A 16,745-nucleotide genomic window follows, 5' to 3' on the forward strand; every position below is an offset into this window, starting at 1 on the left:
GGGCTTCCTGCTTGAACCGGGAGAGCGTCGCCGCGCTCCACGGCAGGTCCGAGCGGAGCACCTTCACGGCCAGCCGACGCTGCAAATCCTCGTCCCTCACTTCGTACACCTCGGCGAAGCCGCCGCGGCCAAGCAGCCGCACCACCCGGTAATGGCGCCCGAGGGCCCGTCCGAGGGCATGGCTTCGGTCCCCGGTGTCGGCCAGCGGGACCGCGTGAGCCAGGTGCCCCGTCCCGAGCAGGGCGAGGCTGCCGGGGCCGCAGCGGGGACAATGGCTGCTGCCGTCCGGGAGCGGCGCGTGACACGAGGAGCAGACGAGGAGCGGCAGCGTGCCTCCGAGGACGAACCGGTCGATAGCACCAAGCTTAACGCGTCGTTGAAGGACCAGGGAGGTACCGCCGGGACCATGAAAGCGTGACAAAGGGCCATCGTTGATGCAAAATCTGCACAATATTTGGGACACAGTTTCCCTCATCGGCGATTTCTGGCGAAGTTGTAAGCACATTTTAGCATTTCGTGCACGATTGTCTTGACACGCCCGAGCGCGACCCCTATACTGACGCTGTCGACCACGTCACCGGTACCGGAGCCGCTCCATGCGACAGCCCGCCCGAAACCGCACACTGCGCCGCCGCCGCGATCCGCCGGGGACATGGTCCCGCTGCCACACAGCGTTCCCAATGCCCCTGTGTTCGCGATGCGACGCAGGGGCATCTCACTAGCCACCCTGACACACCGCGCGAGACTGCCATGGCCACGACCGCCCGCACCAGTGCCCCGCACCGCGTCACGCTGACCAGCGAGGTCGGCAAGCTCCTCGACCTGATCCGCCAGGCAAACATTCAGGTCGTCGACGTGAAGTTCTGTGATCTGCCGGGCACCTGGCAGCATTTCTCCATTCCGGCCGCCACGCTGGACGAGGAGATGATCCGCGAGGGGCTCGGCTTCGACGGCTCGTCCATTCGCGGCTTCCAGGCGATCAACGAGAGCGACATGCTGCTCCTCCCCGACGTGTCCACCGCCTTCGTGGACCCGGTGCTCGAGGTGCCGACGCTCTCGCTCACCTGCGACATCTACGACCCGCTCACGCTCGAGCCCTACTCGCGCGACCCGCGATTCATCGCGTTCAAGGCCGAGGAGTACCTCCGCACCACCGGCATCGCCACCACGTCGTATTGGGGGCCGGAAGCGGAGTTCTTCATCTTCAACAACGTGCGATTCGACCAGAATGCGCACGAGGCCTTCTACCACATCGACGCCGAAGAGGGGGTGTGGAACTCGGGCCGGAACGGCGGGAGCCCCAACCTGGGCCACCGGCCGCGGCACAAGGAGGGCTACTTCCCGGTCCCGCCGGTGGACCGGCTCCAGGACGTGCGCTCGAAGATCATGCTGGCCCTGATCAAAGCGGGCGTCCCCGTCGAGGTGCAGCACCACGAGGTGGCCACGGCCGGCCAGGCGGAGATCGACTTCCGGTTCGGCACCCTGGTGCAGACAGCGGACCGGCTGATGGTCTACAAGTACATCATCAAGAACGTGTGCCATAACCTCGGCTACACGGCCACGTTCATGCCCAAGCCGCTGTTCGGCGACAACGGTTCCGGTATGCACTGCCACCAGTCGCTGTGGAAGGACGGCTCGCCCCTGTTCTACGACGAGTCCGGTTACGCCGGCCTGTCCGACACCGCGCGGCACTACCTCGGCGGCATCCTGGCGCACGCCCCGAGCCTGCTGGCGTTCACCAACCCGACGGTGAACTCCTACCACCGCCTGGTGCCGGGCTTCGAGGCGCCGGTGAGCCTGGTGTACTCGCAGCGCAACCGCTCCGCCTGCGTGCGTGTCCCGGTCACGGGCAGCAACGCCAAGGCCAAGCGGATCGAGTTCCGGTGCCCGGACTCCTCCGGCAACCCGTACCTGGCGTTCGCCGCCATGGTGATGGCGGGTCTCGACGGCATCAAGAACAAGATCGAGCCGCCGGAGCCGATCGACAAGGACCTCTACGAGCTGCCGCCCGAGGAGGCCAAGGACGTCAAGCAGGTACCGGCCAGCCTCGACGAGGTGCTGGACAACCTCGAGGCCGACCACGACTTCCTCACCGAGGGTGGCGTGTTCACCTCCGACGTGATCGAGACGTGGATCTCCTACAAGCGCGAGGCCGAGATCGACCCGCTGCGCCTGCGCCCGCACCCGTACGAGTTCGCGCTGTACTACGACGTGTGATCCTGGAAGTCTCGTCAGTGGTCTGACCAGCGGAAACGGCGGTCAGGCCACCTTCCCAGGCCGTCCACAGGCCGTCCGAGCGCGAAAATCATGGCCCGTCAGCGCCTGGCTGGCGGGCCATGGCGCTGTGGCCGCACGCTTTCGACTACCAGCGTTACGCGCGATGACCTGCGGGAACGACTGTCCGCGCAGATCAACCAACACTCCACCCCGTGTTACGCACAGTGATCGGCGATCACCAGCAGGCCCAGCCGAGCGTGCTCACAAGTACGGACAACAGAGCGGACTCACCGCCGCACCGAACAAACTGCTTCACCTTCATGGCCTGGTGGCGAGTCGTCATGCCGGACCCGGCACATCCGCTACTATCCGTGGCCGTGCCGATGAATCGGATGAATCGCGAGGAGTTCTTCGGCAAGCTGGCCGGCCTCGACGACAAGCGCCTGAAGAAGGCGCTGTGGAACCTGTACTGGCGCGGTGACGCCAAGCTGCGCGAGCGCGTTGAGGCAGAACTCGATCCTGGCACCGCCAAACCGGCCGCCGGGCCGGCCGTTGATCCGGACGCGGTACTGGATGACGTGCGCGTTTTCGTCTCGCTGGCCCGCTCAGGCGCATACATCTGCGGCGACCGGCGTGTCTCGCCGAAGGAGCGAAGCCAGTGGCGCGTCACGTTCAAGCGTCTGGCGAGCCAGACGCTGTCGGTGCTGGCCGTCGACCAAGCGGCGGCCACCGCGTTGGAACTGCTGATCGACCTCGCGTGCGAAACCCGCCGCTACGACTACTTCAGGTCGGACGATCCGATGGAGGCGGCACGATTCGTCGTGTCGGACGCGGTGGAACGACTGTGGGATCGCCTGCGCCACGCCCATGGCTTCGTCCGGTTCGCGGCGCTGGCCGCACCCCAACTTGTCCGGTGGGAATCCCAGTACGGCTGGACACGCGGTGGCTGGGGCTCGATCGCCCAGAAAGAGGACAGCCTCGCCAGCGTCCTGGGCCGCGGGCTGGAAGCGCCGGACATGTGGGTGACCTTCGCCGACCACTACCTCGACGCACTCGATCATGCCGGTGGCATGGGGGATTTCGAACGCGGTCAGCGGACCGGGGACCTGGCCGAGTGGCACGGTCTGCTGCTGGACCGGCTGCCCGACTATGACGCCGACGACCGGTTGGACAAGCTGGCCCAGCATCCCGCCCTCGGTGGACCAGAGCTGACGTTCTTCCAAGCACAGCTGGCTCGTCAGCGTGGCGAACTCGATCGCGCTCGCCAGCTTGTGCGCGAGTGCCTCACTCGGCTTCCCGGCCATCGCGCCTTCCAACAGGTCGCGATCGAGATCGACGCTCCCCTCCCGGAACGCGCCCGGGAGATCATTGAGTCGGATCTTCGCGCGGAACTGGTGGAGCACTGATTTCACGACGAGCCAAGGACTCGCCGCGGTAGGGTGGTGCGCCAGGAGGCTGTGGGCGACCGACCACCATCGCGTTGATGGTGGTACGGGCAGACGACTCCGCTGAATCGCCTGGCCAGTCGGTCCTACCCGCATCTTTGTCGTGGCTCGTGCGCCGGCTGGCCGACGTCCGTCGCGGCGATCGTCGCTGGCCGCTCACCTTCGATGACCTGCCTCTCCTGGGCACCGTCATGCCGACCCGCTGCCCAAACTGCCAGGCGCCCGCGCCCCCGGTGCGGCCAATACCCGCCTCGGCTGCACCACGTGCCTGCCTGCTGCGCCACCCATGCAGCCAACCCCGCCACACCCCAATCCTCGGTGGCCCGAAAACCGCCAGTGCCCCAGAAGGCAGCGGTACGAACAGCGTCTCCCCGTCCCAGGTACGACTCCCGCACCGAGCGCGACCGAACCCGGCGCTCAGCACCGGCCGAGCAGGCGCATCGTGCCCCTGCCGGCCCCGCGCGGACACACGTCGCCAAACGGCCCGTCCCGATGGTGGCGACTGCCCGACTCCGACGACGTCCTGACCCGCTTCAGCCCCACCACCCTCGCCGCTGCGGTGGGCCGGGCCATCCGATACTGGTCCGGCGCACCCCGGACCACCTGTCCCGGCGCGGCCAAAGCCTTCCATGCAGACGAGGCAGCCGTCCGCAAAGTCACTCCGATCCTGCAGGAACAGCTCCAGCTCAGCTCGACCCGCGACTGGTGATCCTGCTCAGGCGGTCGCGCCACCACCGCCCGCCTCGGCGGCCAGGTGGTGCGCAGCGTCAAGGAGGTCGAGGTAACCCTCCGTGACCTCCCAGAGGTGATGCTCGGGGTAGCGGCCGCCCCCTCGATGCTCGTGACGCCAGTCACGCTCCCAATACGCCTCGTGGACGGCACGGAGTCGAACCAGCGCATGGTCGAGTTCCACCTTGGTGCGTCGCCGCAGTTCCGTCGGGCTCGCCGTCACCCTCGACAGTTCCGTGAACCGACGGTCGCGCAGCGCATTCAGCACGACTTCGTCGGTCCCGTCGAGCGACCAGAACCGAACCGGATCGCGGATAACGTGGTTCCACACCGGCTCGTGCCGGGAACGCCCACCAATACGCGAGGCCGCCCTTGTCCAGCCGCAGGCTGTCCAGCAGCCACGCTGTGCCCGGCGGTTGCGAGCACCAGGGCACTTCCTCCGGCGGCAGGTCAAGCGCGAACGCGACCTGAAGAGACTCGATGGGATCAACACCGTCGAGAACGTCACCGAAGACGTAGGCCTCCTGTAGGAACGGCCTCTCGATCGGCAGGCGCGTCGTCCACTGGCATGCATCGGCCAACAGGCGCAGCTTTTCGACGGCTCGGCGGTAGCGCATGGTCCCATCGTCCCTCGCGCGGCCAGTCGCTCGGCGATGCCATGGCCACGCCGAGGTTCGACGCGGCAACCAGGCCGCTTCGGCAAGCGGCCAGGGTTGGTGAGCGGGTACCAGGACCATCTGATCACACGGCAACTGGCTTTCCGTAAGGTTTGCGCATGCCATCCCGTACTGGAGGACGCACACTGGATTCCTCGCCGGCGCGATTGGCGTCGGCGGCCCGGAGCTGTCCGGTCCTCACCGACGCGCGGACGCTGGCCGAATGGGTCGGGACCGGTCGGCCGGTGACCACCCGTGGAGTGCTCAAGCCCGCCGCCGCCGTCGAGGCATGTGACGTGCTCGGCATTGAGCTGCCCACGCGCAGGCCCCGCAGCGCGCTGGACATCGATGAGCTGATGATGGCGTGGGCGGTCGCGTCGACGGCCGGGTTCGTCGAGGTGGACCGTGGCCGGGCGACGGCCGACGCGGCCCTGAGGGCCTGGACCGACGCGACCGCGGACGCCGTGCTGGCCGTCTGGACCCGGTGCGTGCTGGAGTTTTTCGGGCTGGCCGGCGAGTCGAACGAGCCCGATCCGGAGACGCTGGGCGTGTTGGTCGTCCTGCACGAGCGGGGTGGCGCGGTTTCGCTGGATGACCTGGACGCGGGCATCGCGGACGTTCTCGGCGATGCCACCCCGGGCTGTTCCTGCCCGTCCTGCACGTCGGCGACCACGACTGGGCCGGGCATGGTCGGCCTTCCCGATGAGCTGTACGGCATGACCGGCGTCGATGGCGATGAGATCGTCGAGATCGTCGAAGCCCTTGGCGAGTTCGGCATCGCCGTCCTGCGCGGCGAGGGCGCCGAGTTGACCCCGCTGGGTCGCTGGTTCACCGACTTCCTGTTCCGCCAGAACGCCCCGGCGCCCGACGCCGACGCGGCCACGCTGGTGGACGCGGTGGTGGGACTGCCGAACCGGATCGCCGTGCTGATGGCCCGTCCATGGCTGGCCGCCCGCCCGCCGATCGCGGCCGCCCGCGAGCTGATCGCCACCGGCGAACCCGCCTCGGGGCAGCAGCGGCTCACCGCCCTTGCCCTGGCCCGCGAGTGCGGTCCGGACGCGGCACCCGCCTGGCGGGAGTGGGCGGCCACAGACGGGTTCGGCGCCTACGCGCGGGTCTGGCTGGCCGAGCAGACCGGCACCGAGCCGGCCGAGACCGACACGGCGTGGATCACCGTGGACGCACTGGACATCATGCTGGGCGCGCTGCCACCCGACCTGCCCCTGCACCTGATGTCCGGTCTGTTCCAAGCTCAGGCGGGCGCCGAACTGGCCGAGATCCTGCCGCTGCTTGCCAACTGTGGCCATCCGGCCGCGTCCCGCCTGATCACCTTGTTGACCGGCCGACCGGTGGGCGCGCCCGTGGTGCCCGCCCGGACTCCCGTGCTGCGCCCGGCCACCGCGGCGCGACCCGGCGCCCGCTACCAGATCAAGGTCGCCCTGCGCGGAGTGACGAAACCGCCGGTGTGGCGGCGCCTGGAGGTGCCGGCCGATCTTGACCTCGGCCAACTCCACGCGGTGATCCAGGCCGCGATGGGCTGGCAGGACTGCCACCTGCACGTGTTCTCCGCCGGCGGTGCCGACTACGGGCGGCCCGACCCGGAACTCGGCCACACCGACGAGCGGGCGGTCCGCCCGTCCCAGCTGCTGGCCGCCGTCGGCGACCGGCTGCTCTACACCTACGACTTCGGCGACGGCTGGGAACACGACATCACCCTGGAGAAGATCCTGCCCGCCGACGCCGGAGCGGCCGGTGCGACCTGCACCGCCGGCCGAGGGGCGTGCCCGCCGGAGGACTGCGGCGGCGTGTGGGGCTACCAGGAGCTGAAGGCAACACTGGCCGACCCGAATGCCGACGAGCACGAGAGCATGCTCGACTGGCTGGGCCTGGCCTCCTCCGGTGACTTCGACCCACGCAGGTTCTCCACCGAGGACGCCAATCACCGCCTCGACCGCTCCACTCGGCAACACCTGCGGAGCGTGCGCTGACCCGGTCCGAGGACAGCGCCGCTGCACGCGGTGCGAGTCGGTCGCCGTCCGACGCCACGCTCGGTGTCCAGCACCGGCCTCCAGACCGTTTCCAGGCCGTCCCAGCACAAGAATCATGGCCCGTCAGCAGTCGGCCGGCGGGCCATCGCGCGGTCGAAGCCCGGCGCCACCCGCCGGACCGCTCGCGCGGATCGGCGAACACTTGGGCGTCGACCCCGGCCACCATCCTGAACCGGCTTCGGAGACGTGGCGTCCGCACCCGCGACACACACGGACAACCTTGGTCTTGACGTACTGACGACCACAGTCACCGGTGCACCATCGAAACACGGCAAGATCAACCAACGGCGCGTCCGGCTTTACGCGCAGTGATCGGTGATCATCAGCAGCCGCGAGGAGTTCTTCGATGTTCTCCCGGAACGCGCCCGGGAGAACATCGAGCCGGAGCGGTACACCCAACCGGCCAGGTCCTGCCTTCAGGACGGCCAGGGACACGCCGCGATCGGGCGGGGCATCAGGAGGGCGTGGGCGACTGACTATAGTCGGGCCGATGGTGGTACGGGTACACGACTCCGCTGAATCGCCTGGCCAATCGGTCCTGCCCGAAGCTTTGTTGCGGCTCGTGGGCCGGCTGGCCGCCGCTCCAGCCGCGGACTCGGGGGCCTCGGCGCTGGTGGATCAGGCGGTGGCGGTACTGCGCCGGCCCGGGTTCGACACACTGCTGTCCCTGCCGCAGCTGGCCTTCGAGCCTTTCGACTACCAGCGTGAAACCGCCGCCACGGTGTTACGCCGGATGCGCGGCCGCGCCATCCTGGCCGACGAGGTCGGGCTGGGCAAGACCATCGAAGCCGGGTTGATCGCCTCCGAACTACGGTTGCGGGGGCTGGCCGGCCGGACCCTGGTGATCACCCCGGCGGGTCTGGTCGAGCAGTGGCGGGACGAACTGGAACGCAAGTTCGGCCTGCCGACCATGATCCTGTCCGGCAAGGACCGTGTCCCCACCGCACGCGGGAACCAGCCAGTGCTGTTGGCCTCGCTGGCCGGGGCCCGCCGCGACCCGCTGAAAACCGAACTCACCGGCGCCGGCTGGGATCTGGTGATCGCCGACGAGGCGCACCGGCTGCGCGTCGCGCGCAGCGCGTCGGGCAAGCTGATCCGGGCGTTGACCGCCCGGTTCCTGCTGTTGCTGACCGCCACTCCGGTGGAGAACCGGCTGCAGGATTTGTACGAGATGATCTCCCTGGTGTCACCTGGCCTGTTGGGCACGCCGGCTCAGTTCCGCGCCCGCCACACCACTACGGGCGGGGACCTGAGTCAGCCCCGTAACCTGACCGAACTGCGGGCCAGGACCCGTCAGGTGATGGTGCGCCACCGGCGCAGCGAGGTGGCGCTGCGGCTGCCGCAACGCCTCGCCGAGACGGTCGTCGTCACCCCGGACACCGACGAACACGGCTTCTACGCCGAACTGGCCGGGCGGGTCCGGGTGGAGGCCAAGGAAGCGCCCGCCGCCCGCCGCCTCGCGCTGCGCTCGGTTGCCCGCCTGGCCGGCTCCCTTCCGGCGGCGGCCGCGCCGACCCTGGCCAAGCTCGGCTGGGCCGACCTGGCCACCGTCGCCCAGGCGATCACCAACCCGGCCAAGGTACGGCGGCTGGTGGCCACGCTGGCCGATCACGTGGGACGCGGCGAGAAGGTGCTGGTGTTCACCGCCTTCCGCCACACCCTTGACACCGTGGCCGCGGCGGTCCGCGCTGCCGGCATCAACACCGCCGTGTATCACGGCAGCCTGCCCCGCGCCGAGAAGGAACGCGTCATCGGTGCGTTCGCCGACGACGTTCCGGTGCTGCTGTCCACCGAATCCGCCGGCGAGGGACGCAACCTCCAATTCTGCCACGTCATGGTCAATCTCGACCTGCCGTGGAACCCGATGCAGATCGAACAGCGCCTCGGCCGGCTGCACCGGGTCGGGCAAACCCACGACGTACTGCTGACCAACCTGGTCTGCCGGGGTACCATCGAGGAACGGATTCTGCACGTCCTGGAAACCAAGATCAACATGTTTGAGTTGGTGGTCGGGGAACTCGACATGATCCTCGGCCGCATCGACGACGATTTCGATTTCGAGCAGGCCGTGTTCGACGCCTTCACCACCACCGAGAGCGACGCCGGCTTCGCCCGCCGTATGGACGCCATCGGCGAGGAACTGGCCGCGGCACGCACCACCCATCTCACCGAACGGCGCACCGTCGACGCCCTGGTCGGAACGGACGACAACGCATGAGCCTCGCCCGCCGTAGCCCCGCTTTCACGTTCTGGCTGGACTACCTGGACGCTCGCGGCGGTTTGTGGGAGCAGTCCGGCGACACCGTCCTGGCGGTGCTGCCCGACCAGTTGGCCGCCACCCACGACCTGCCGGAATCGGCGCTGATCACCGACGATCCGGATATCGCCCGCGAGGACGGCGCGTTGTTCCTGGGCGCGGGGCACCCTGAGATCGACAAGGCCGCGGAGGCCATCGTCGGCGAAGGGGACGTCGCGGTCGTTACCATGGCCCACTCGGCGAAGCCGATGTCCACCGAGGACGTCCTTGCCCGGGTGCGCGACCAGGTCCCGATCGAACACGGCCGGATCGATGCCACCGCCACACCGATCCGTACCCACCGCCCGGTTCTGCGGCTCGGGGCGCTGGTCAGCCACACCGTCTCCGCCGAGGAGACGTTCACCGAAGTGGCCGAGTGCCTGGTGGACGGGGCCTCGCGTGTCGCCTTGCCGGAGGACGCCGCAGCGCGCGTGCGGAATGCCGCGGCCGCCGCGAACGGCGAACCCGGCCGCAAGCCGCGGACCACCGATCTGGTTCCGGCGCTGGCCGCCGCCCACCAACTCCTCGACGAGGCCGCCGCGGTCCGCGGCCAGGCTCTGGCCGCCGGGGCCGACGCCGAGCGGGCAGAGGAGATCGCTCGGGCCACCGACTACTACGCCGCCGCCCTCGCCGCCATCGACAAGCGCCGCACCGACGCCGACCAGCGCCGTACCGCACTGCTCGACTCCCGCGCCCAGGCCACCCTGGCCGAGCGCGACCGGCGGCTGGCCGAGATCACCGAGAAGTACCGCCACGGCCACGCGCTGCGCCCGTACCGGCTACAACTGATCGACGTCCCGGCGTGGCGGCTGGCCACCGACGTCCGCCGTGGCGACCGCCGCTGGCCAGTCGCCTTCGACTACCTGCCGCTCCTCGGCGCCGTCGCCCCGACCCGCTGCCCGAACTGCCAGGCACACGTCCCGCTGGTCGCGGCCAAGACACATCTTGGCTGCGCCACCTGCCTGCCGGCCGCGACACCCACACCGCCGACCCCCATCACCCCCGCGTCCTCGGCGGCCGGAAAACCACCGGCCACCCAGAAGGCGCCGCCGCGACCGGCGTCTCCACCTCCCGGCAGGGCTCCCGCGCCAACCACCGACCGAGCCCGGCGCCCACCGCAAGTCGAACGCCAGCATCGTGCCCCGGTCGCCCGGACCGCGCGGACGCCGGTCGCCGAACCGGTCAGGCCCGCGCTGCCCGGCAAGGCCGAGGAACGCAAGGTCGTCAACTTCTGGAACCAGGTCGGCGCCGGAGAACATCGCAGGCTCGGCCGACTGGTCGCGCCGGACTCCCCGCTGGCCGCGCTCGTCCGGCTCTACGGCGCCGCCGGCCCGCTCTACGGCATCGGCGTCCCCGCGGGCGTCACGCCGACGGGGTTCACCTGCGGCAACTACGACCAGCCGGTCGCCGGTGAGCGCGGCGGCACCGCCGGTGTCCTGGAGGCCCGCCGCAACGAGTACCCGTACCTGCTGCTGTGGTCACCCGACCGGTTGCTGGACGAAATCTTCCCCTACTCCGCCCCCTGGCATCTGGGCCGTGCGACTTGGTTCTGTCAGCCACCGAAGGTCGCACCGGCCCCGCGAATCGACCTTGATCCGGTGGCCGCGCTCCTGCTCACCAACACCACTGCCCACCATGGCCTGACCTTCACCGCCCGCGCCCTGGCCGCCTGGTGGCGACTGCCCAACTCCGACGACCTCCTGACCCGATTCGACCCCGCCGCACTCGCCGCCGCCGTGGACCGGGCCATCCGATACTGGTCCGGCGCACCGCAGGCCACCTATCCCGAGGCGGCCAAAGCCTTCCACGCAGACGAGGCAGCCGTCCGCAAAGTCAACCCTGTCTTGCAGAAACAACTCCAGCTCAGCTCGACCCGCAACTGGTGATCCGAGCGTCGACGCGGCCGTGGAACATCGCCCGTGCCAGCCGTGACCCCACCGCGCCCGCTCGTGGTGAAATGACTGCCGATGGACTTCGACGAACTCGACCTGCTGCGCCGTGGCGACCCGGCGTGGAAACTGCCGCGGGCCGACAACGCGCCACTCGTGCTGTCTTTCCTGAGCAAGGTGTTCGTCGAGGACAACATCCGCGCCATCTCCGCCGCCGAGCTGATCAGTCGGCTGGACGACGAGCGGCTCAGCGAGGGCACGTTTCCCAAGCCGGCCAGGGCCTACCGCGAGGACTGGCCGACGCCGGCGAACGGCTGGCTGCGCAAGTACTACCCGCCCGGTTCCGACCGACAACAAGCACAAACCACAGGATCAACCCAGGTGTGGCTAGCAAAGGTGCAGGTCAGCGCATCGGCTGCCCGAGGTCGAAGCACTACCTGGGTGCGCCGGTCAAGGCCCGCCAGTCCTGGACTGGCGGGCCTTCGCGCGTGGAGGACCGGGGTGGGGCATGTATCCGCAGAATGAAGCGGAACTGCGCAAAGAAGGCCGTCGCGGTCGGCGAAGCAGCCCTGTCCAAGGCCGGGTACGTGACGGCAGTCGACGCTTCTCGCGACAGACCGGCTGGCCCACACCGACGCGTGCTGCGATGGCGGAGAGGGCAGGCTCTACCTGGAACGGGTTGGTGGCGTGCGCCACCGCAACTCCTCCGGGCCCGCCTTGAGCCTCGGTAGGTCCCTGAACCGGCGTTCCCGCAGCGCGTCGTGCATGGCCTCGTCGGGCCCTTCCAGGGGCCAGAATCGCACGCGCGAACACCACTTCGACCAAGTCGAGCGGGTCGGTGCCGTCGAGGACTTCGCCGAAAAACACAGGCCTCCCGCAGGAACGCCTCCTCGACCGGCAAATGCGTCACGCGCTGGCATTCGTCGGCCAGGATTCGGAGCTTGTCGACAGCCCGGTGGTAGCGCATCATCACTGGCGATCGCGCGTGTGCGCTGAGAAGACCCGCTAGTCAGACGTGGTCAGTATCTTGAGATCGATTCCGGCGCGTTCGAAACGGCCCCGCGGGTCGTCGAGCAGTTTGCGCCGCTCGAGATCCATGAGCCCCAGGGTGCACCTGATTTCGGCGGACAGCGTTCCGTCGAGCTTGAAGATCTCGTTCGTGACGTGGAAGATCTTGCCGTCGCCGAATTCGATTTCGCAGGTGACCTCCACGACGTCCCCGGCCCGGAGTTCACGCCGGTACACGATGTGCGACTCGAGCAGTACCACGGCGAGATTCTCGGCACGCAGGCCGTCGCGGTCCCCCGCTGCCTTCTCCATCGCCTCGAGCCGGGCGACCTCGGCGTAGGAGTGGTAGACCGCGTGGTTGACGTGACCCAGTGAGTCGAGTTCGTAGTGCCGGACCTTGATCTGGGTACGGAACGGTTCGCGTTCAGTCACCCCATCACTCTAGGCATGATCAGGCTTCGTAAAAGATGCGCTCCACCACAGCGTTGGCGCGACGGGTCGTGCGGCGGTAGGCGTCCAGGAACTCGCCGGGATCGTCGTCGGCGGTGTACCCGAGGACCCGGGCGACGGCGGCGAGGTCCCGCCCGGAACCCGGGACCTGGTCGGCCGCCTTGCCCCGCACCAGCATGGTCGCGTTGCGCACGTGGGTGGCGAGCAGCCACGCCTCGGTCAGCGCCGCGGCATCCGCCGGGTCGACAAGGCCGCCGCCCGCGAGCGCCTCCAACGCGGCCGGGGTGGCGGTCGTCCGTAGCGCCGGCACGCGATACGCGTGGCGTAACTGGAGCAACTGCACGGTCCACTCGACGTCGGCGAGCCCACCCCGGCCGAGCTTCGTGTGCAGTGTCGCGTCGGCGCCCTTCGGCATTCGCTCGGACTGCACCCTCGCCTTCATCCGGCGAACTTCCCGCGTCCGGGCCGCGTCCAGGCCGCCCTCCGGATAGCGGATCGGATCTATGGCGGCGATGAAACGGTCGCCAAGCTCGTCGTCCCCGGCGATGAAGCGCGCGCGAAGCAGGGCCTGGGCCTCCCACACCTGGCTCCATCGAGCGTAGTAGGCGCGATAGGAGTCCAGCGTGCGCACGAGCGGACCGCCGCGCCCCTCCGGCCGGAGGTCGGCATCGACATGAAGCGGCGGGTCGGCGCTCGGCGCACCAAGCAACTTACGGACGGTCTCAGCGACGCCCGACGCGAACTTCACCGCCTCTTCGTCCGTGGCGCCGTTGTTGGGCTCACAGACGAAAAGGACATCCGCATCGGAGCCGTAGCCGAGTTCCGCGCCGCCCAGCCTGCCCATCCCGATCACCGCGATCCGTGCGGGTTCCCGGCCCAATTCGGCCTGCAGCCTCCGCCGCGTCGCGGCGAGGGTGCTCTGGAGCACCGCCACCCAAACCCGCGACAGCGCCGCGCAAACCGCCTGCACATCCAGCAAACCGAGCAGATCGGCGGCGGCCACTCGCAACATCTCATGGCGGCGCAGGGAACGAGCGGCCGCCACGGCCGCCTTGAGCCCCGGCTGACGGCGGACCGTGGCGCGGAGGGACTTCGAGACCTCCACCGGCTCGCGGCCCGCCAGGCGAGCCGGATCGGCCAGCAGCTGGAGGACTTCCGGTGCCCGCACCAGCAGGTCGGGTACGAGCTTGGACGTACCGAGCAGGCAAGCGAGACGTTCGACGACGGCACCTTCGTCACGGAGCACGCGCAGGTACCAAGGTGTGTCTTCGAGGGCTTCCGAGACCTTGCGGTAGGCGAGCAGAGCTCCGTCGGGGTCCGGTGTGTCGGCGAACAGGTCGAGCAACACCGGGAGCAACGCGTGCTGAATCGACGCGCGGCGCGAGACTCCCGCCGTGAGCGCCTTGATGTGCTGCAAAGCGCCGTCCGGGGCGGCGTAGCCCAGCGCGGCCAATCTGCGAGCCGCCTGCTTGGTCGTCAGGCGCAAGGCCTCGGTCGGCACACCGGCCACCGCCTGCAGCAGCGGCCGGTAGAACAGTTTCTCGTGCAGCCGCCGGATACGCTGGGCGTGCCGTCGGAACTCCGCGACGAGGACGTCACCTTCACCACGATCGCGCTCGGGACGGATGCCGATCGCGCGGGCCAGCACGCGGAGCTCCGCCGCTTGCGATGTTTCGGGGAACAGATGGGTCCGCCTCAGCCGCCTCAGCTGCAAACGGTGCTCGATGGTGCGCAGGAACTCATAGGACGTCTCGAGTTCCGCGGCGTCGGCCCGGCCGACGTAGCCGCCGGCCCCGAGCGCGACCAAACCCTCCATAGTGGACGGTGACCGCAGTTCGGGGTCGGCCCGCCCGTGCACCAGTTGTAGCAACTGCACCGCGAACTCGACGTCCCGGAGCCCACCACGGCCCAGTTTGAGTTCACGGTCCGCCAGTTCGGCGGGCACGTGGCCCTCGACCCGGCGCCGCATCTGCTGCACCTCGGCAACGAAGTTCTCGCGTTCGGCGGCCGACCATACGAGCGAGTCGACCATGTCCATGTACTGGCTGCCGAGCCCGGTGTCCCCGGCCACCGGGCGTGCCTTCAGCAGCGCCTGGAACTCCCAGGTGTGGGCCCATTTCCGGTAGTACGCCGTATGTCCCTCGAGCGTCCGAACCAGGGCACCGGACCTGCCCTCGGGGCGGAGGGCGGCGTCGACCTCGAAACAGGAGTTCCCGGCCACCCGCATCATCGTCCTGGCGATCCTGGTCGCCAGCTGGAGATCGCCTTCGCCGACGAAGATGACGTCGACGTCGCTGACGTAGTTCAACTCGCGGCCGCCGCATTTGCCCATGGCGATCACGGCCAGGCGGGCCTGGTCCGCGCCCGGCTGACCTGCCTCCGCTCGAGCCACGGCCAGCCCGGTGATAAGCCCGGCATCGGCAAGCGCGGTGAGCCGCCCGGTGATTTCCGCGTAGGACGGGCGGCCGAGCTGTGCTTCCACCAGGTGTCCAAGATCCGCGGCGGCGATCTCCAGCAGGAGGCACCGGTACGCGGTTCGGAGCGCTTGCTCGGCGTCGGTGTTCTTGAGGGTCCCTCCGCAGCCCTGCACGGCTTTCAGCAGGATCTTCGAATAGGACTCGGTCTCGGCGCCCTCTTCCGCCGCGAGCCGCCGCCATTCGCCGGGCGCGCTGGCCAGGAGGTCCGCGAGCGCGGTTGACGTACCGAGAACGCTGATCAGGCGGCCCCGGAGCAACAGGTTGTCGCGCAGTCCCACCGCCAGCTCGTCCCAGCCGGCGGGGTTGGCTTCACGTATGCGTTCCAGGCCCCGCAGCGCCAGGTCTGGATCCGCCGAACGGGAGAGTGCTGCAAGGATGCCGATACTCTCCTCGTCGGGCCCCGCCTCGCTCCACCAGCCCGCCGCGCGCAGCTGCTCCCCGGCACGGGCATCGGTGAAGCCATACCGTGCGGGGGAAGCCGCTTCTCGTGCTAGCTCAGCCATCAGCCTCCACCGTAGCCTGCCCACGCCGTTGGCTTTACAACTCCGTGAGGGGAAGCGACGGCGGCTGGGAAGAGGCAGCGGCGAGGGTGCCCGCGCACAGGTTGACGAACCGGATGACGAACGGCCGCCAGGCTTCGGCCAGGTCATTGTGAGCCGTGGTCAGGGTCTCCGTGGTGAAGGCGTCCTGGCGGGCAGTGGCGACCAGGGCCGGGGCCTGCGCGGCCCACGACTGGACGACCTCCACCGAGGTTTCGATGTGGAACTGGAGGCCGTAGGCATAGCGGCCGAGACGAAAGGCCTGGTGCGGATAGCGGGGAGCGGACGCGAGCAAGACCGCGCCGGGCGGCAGGGCCGTGATCACGTCTTCGTGGAACTGCATGACATCCGGCATGAGGGGTAGTTCCGCGAACAGCGGATCGGTCCAGGCGGCGTCCTTTTTGGAAACCAGGCCGGCACCGACTTCCGGACCGGCGTCTCCACGAGCGACCCGGCCGCCGGTCGCGACGGCCAGGAGCTGGCCGCCGAGGCAGATACCGAGCGTGGGCACTCCCTTGCGCGTGGTCTTGGCGAGCAAGGACCGGACCTCGGCCAGCCAGGGGTGCGTCTGGTCGTCTTCGGCGTTCATGCCGCCGCCGAGGCAGATCACTCCCTGGTAGCCATCGATGTCGCCGGGCATCTGGTCTCCCGGAGGCAGCCGGACGTCGAGTTCCGCGCCGGCCTCGGTGAGCCAGTCGCCGAGCGGGCCGAGGGGGGCGGTTTCGTCGGGCTGGATGATCAGCAGGCACGGAGTGCTCACTGGGCCAGGATACGGGTGCACGACAAAAAGGCCGCGGGGCTTCGGGAGAAAGTTGCTCTCGACCGAAGCCTCGCGGCTCTTTTTTTGGTTGTGTTCGGTGGTGTCCTAGTCTCCCACACCCTGGCGGGTGCAGTACCATCGGCGCTGGTGGGCTTAGCTTCCGGGTTCGGGATGGGACCGGGCGTTTCCCGCACCGCCATGACCACCGAAACTCTGTGAAACAACCTTTCC

The 16,745-nt window shown here is 69.1% G+C and carries 11 protein-coding genes, 1 rRNA gene and 1 pseudogene; 6 read left to right on the forward strand and 7 right to left on the reverse strand.

The genetic code is table 11. The features are described 5' to 3' along the window. Window positions 1-792: 792 nt before the first annotated feature. A complete protein-coding gene (glnA, locus tag VJT49_RS28060; protein WP_414636104.1) occupies window positions 793-2,217 on the forward strand; it encodes a type I glutamate--ammonia ligase in 1,425 nt (474 codons plus the stop codon). A 377-nt stretch (window positions 2,218-2,594) separates the two neighbouring features. Then, entirely contained in the window at window positions 2,595-3,623 is a 1,029-nt protein-coding gene (locus VJT49_RS28065; protein WP_324167948.1) for a hypothetical protein, read from the forward strand. A 754-nt stretch (window positions 3,624-4,377) separates the two neighbouring features. Here VJT49_RS28065 and VJT49_RS28070 read toward each other — a convergent pair. Beyond that, window positions 4,378-4,845, reverse strand: coding sequence for a DUF7711 family protein (locus VJT49_RS28070; protein WP_422652939.1), 468 nt, complete (start codon window positions 4,843-4,845; stop codon window positions 4,378-4,380). Next, a pseudogene (locus VJT49_RS35615) lies at window positions 4,754-5,173 on the reverse strand (DUF7711 family protein); the annotation flags it as partial. The pseudogene VJT49_RS35615 and the gene VJT49_RS28070, both read right to left, overlap by 92 nt. Before the next feature lie 119 nt (window positions 5,174-5,292). Between VJT49_RS35615 and VJT49_RS28075 the strand changes: the two are divergent. The 4 genes from VJT49_RS28075 to VJT49_RS28090 all read left to right on the forward strand — a co-directional run bounded on the left by VJT49_RS28075 (window position 5,293) and on the right by VJT49_RS28090 (window position 11,805). Continuing rightward, on the forward strand, window positions 5,293-7,035 hold the full coding sequence (locus tag VJT49_RS28075; protein WP_324167950.1) for a plasmid pRiA4b ORF-3 family protein: 1,743 nt from the start codon (window positions 5,293-5,295) through the stop codon (window positions 7,033-7,035). A 550-nt stretch (window positions 7,036-7,585) separates the two neighbouring features. Continuing rightward, on the forward strand, window positions 7,586-9,313 hold the full coding sequence (locus tag VJT49_RS28080; RefSeq protein WP_324167951.1) for a DEAD/DEAH box helicase: 1,728 nt from the start codon (window positions 7,586-7,588) through the stop codon (window positions 9,311-9,313). Next, window positions 9,310-11,277, forward strand: coding sequence for a hypothetical protein (locus VJT49_RS28085; RefSeq protein ID WP_324167952.1), 1,968 nt, complete (start codon window positions 9,310-9,312; stop codon window positions 11,275-11,277). The genes VJT49_RS28080 and VJT49_RS28085 overlap by 4 nt, the downstream gene beginning before the upstream one ends. 81 nt (window positions 11,278-11,358) lie before the next feature. Beyond that, window positions 11,359-11,805, forward strand: a complete 447-nt coding sequence (locus VJT49_RS28090) for a DUF3375 family protein (RefSeq protein WP_324167953.1) — start codon at window positions 11,359-11,361, stop codon at window positions 11,803-11,805. A 140-nt stretch (window positions 11,806-11,945) separates the two neighbouring features. Here the strand turns inward: VJT49_RS28090 and VJT49_RS28095 are convergent, their stop codons facing one another. The 5 genes from VJT49_RS28095 to rrf form a co-directional block, all read right to left on the reverse strand. Beyond that, on the reverse strand, window positions 11,946-12,083 hold the full coding sequence (locus VJT49_RS28095; protein WP_324167954.1) for a hypothetical protein: 138 nt from the start codon (window positions 12,081-12,083) through the stop codon (window positions 11,946-11,948). A 202-nt stretch (window positions 12,084-12,285) separates the two neighbouring features. Next, window positions 12,286-12,720: an acyl-CoA thioesterase gene (locus VJT49_RS28100; protein WP_324167955.1), complete on the reverse strand. Its 435-nt coding sequence runs from the start codon at window positions 12,718-12,720 to the stop codon at window positions 12,286-12,288. Window positions 12,721-12,739: 19 nt separating this feature from the next. Further along, window positions 12,740-15,718, reverse strand: coding sequence for a bifunctional [glutamine synthetase] adenylyltransferase/[glutamine synthetase]-adenylyl-L-tyrosine phosphorylase (locus VJT49_RS28105; protein ID WP_324167956.1), 2,979 nt, complete (start codon window positions 15,716-15,718; stop codon window positions 12,740-12,742). Between the two features lie 34 nt (window positions 15,719-15,752). Beyond that, window positions 15,753-16,514 (reverse strand): type 1 glutamine amidotransferase, encoded by a 762-nt coding sequence (locus VJT49_RS28110; protein WP_324167957.1) that lies wholly within the window; start codon window positions 16,512-16,514, stop codon window positions 15,753-15,755. Window positions 16,515-16,606: 92 nt separating this feature from the next. Next, window positions 16,607-16,724: ribosomal RNA gene (gene rrf, locus VJT49_RS28115) — 5S ribosomal RNA — on the reverse strand. Window positions 16,725-16,745: the final 21 nt, after the last annotated feature.

Source organism: Amycolatopsis sp. (assembly GCF_035276945.1).
Classification (GTDB): domain Bacteria; phylum Actinomycetota; class Actinomycetes; order Mycobacteriales; family Pseudonocardiaceae; genus Amycolatopsis_E.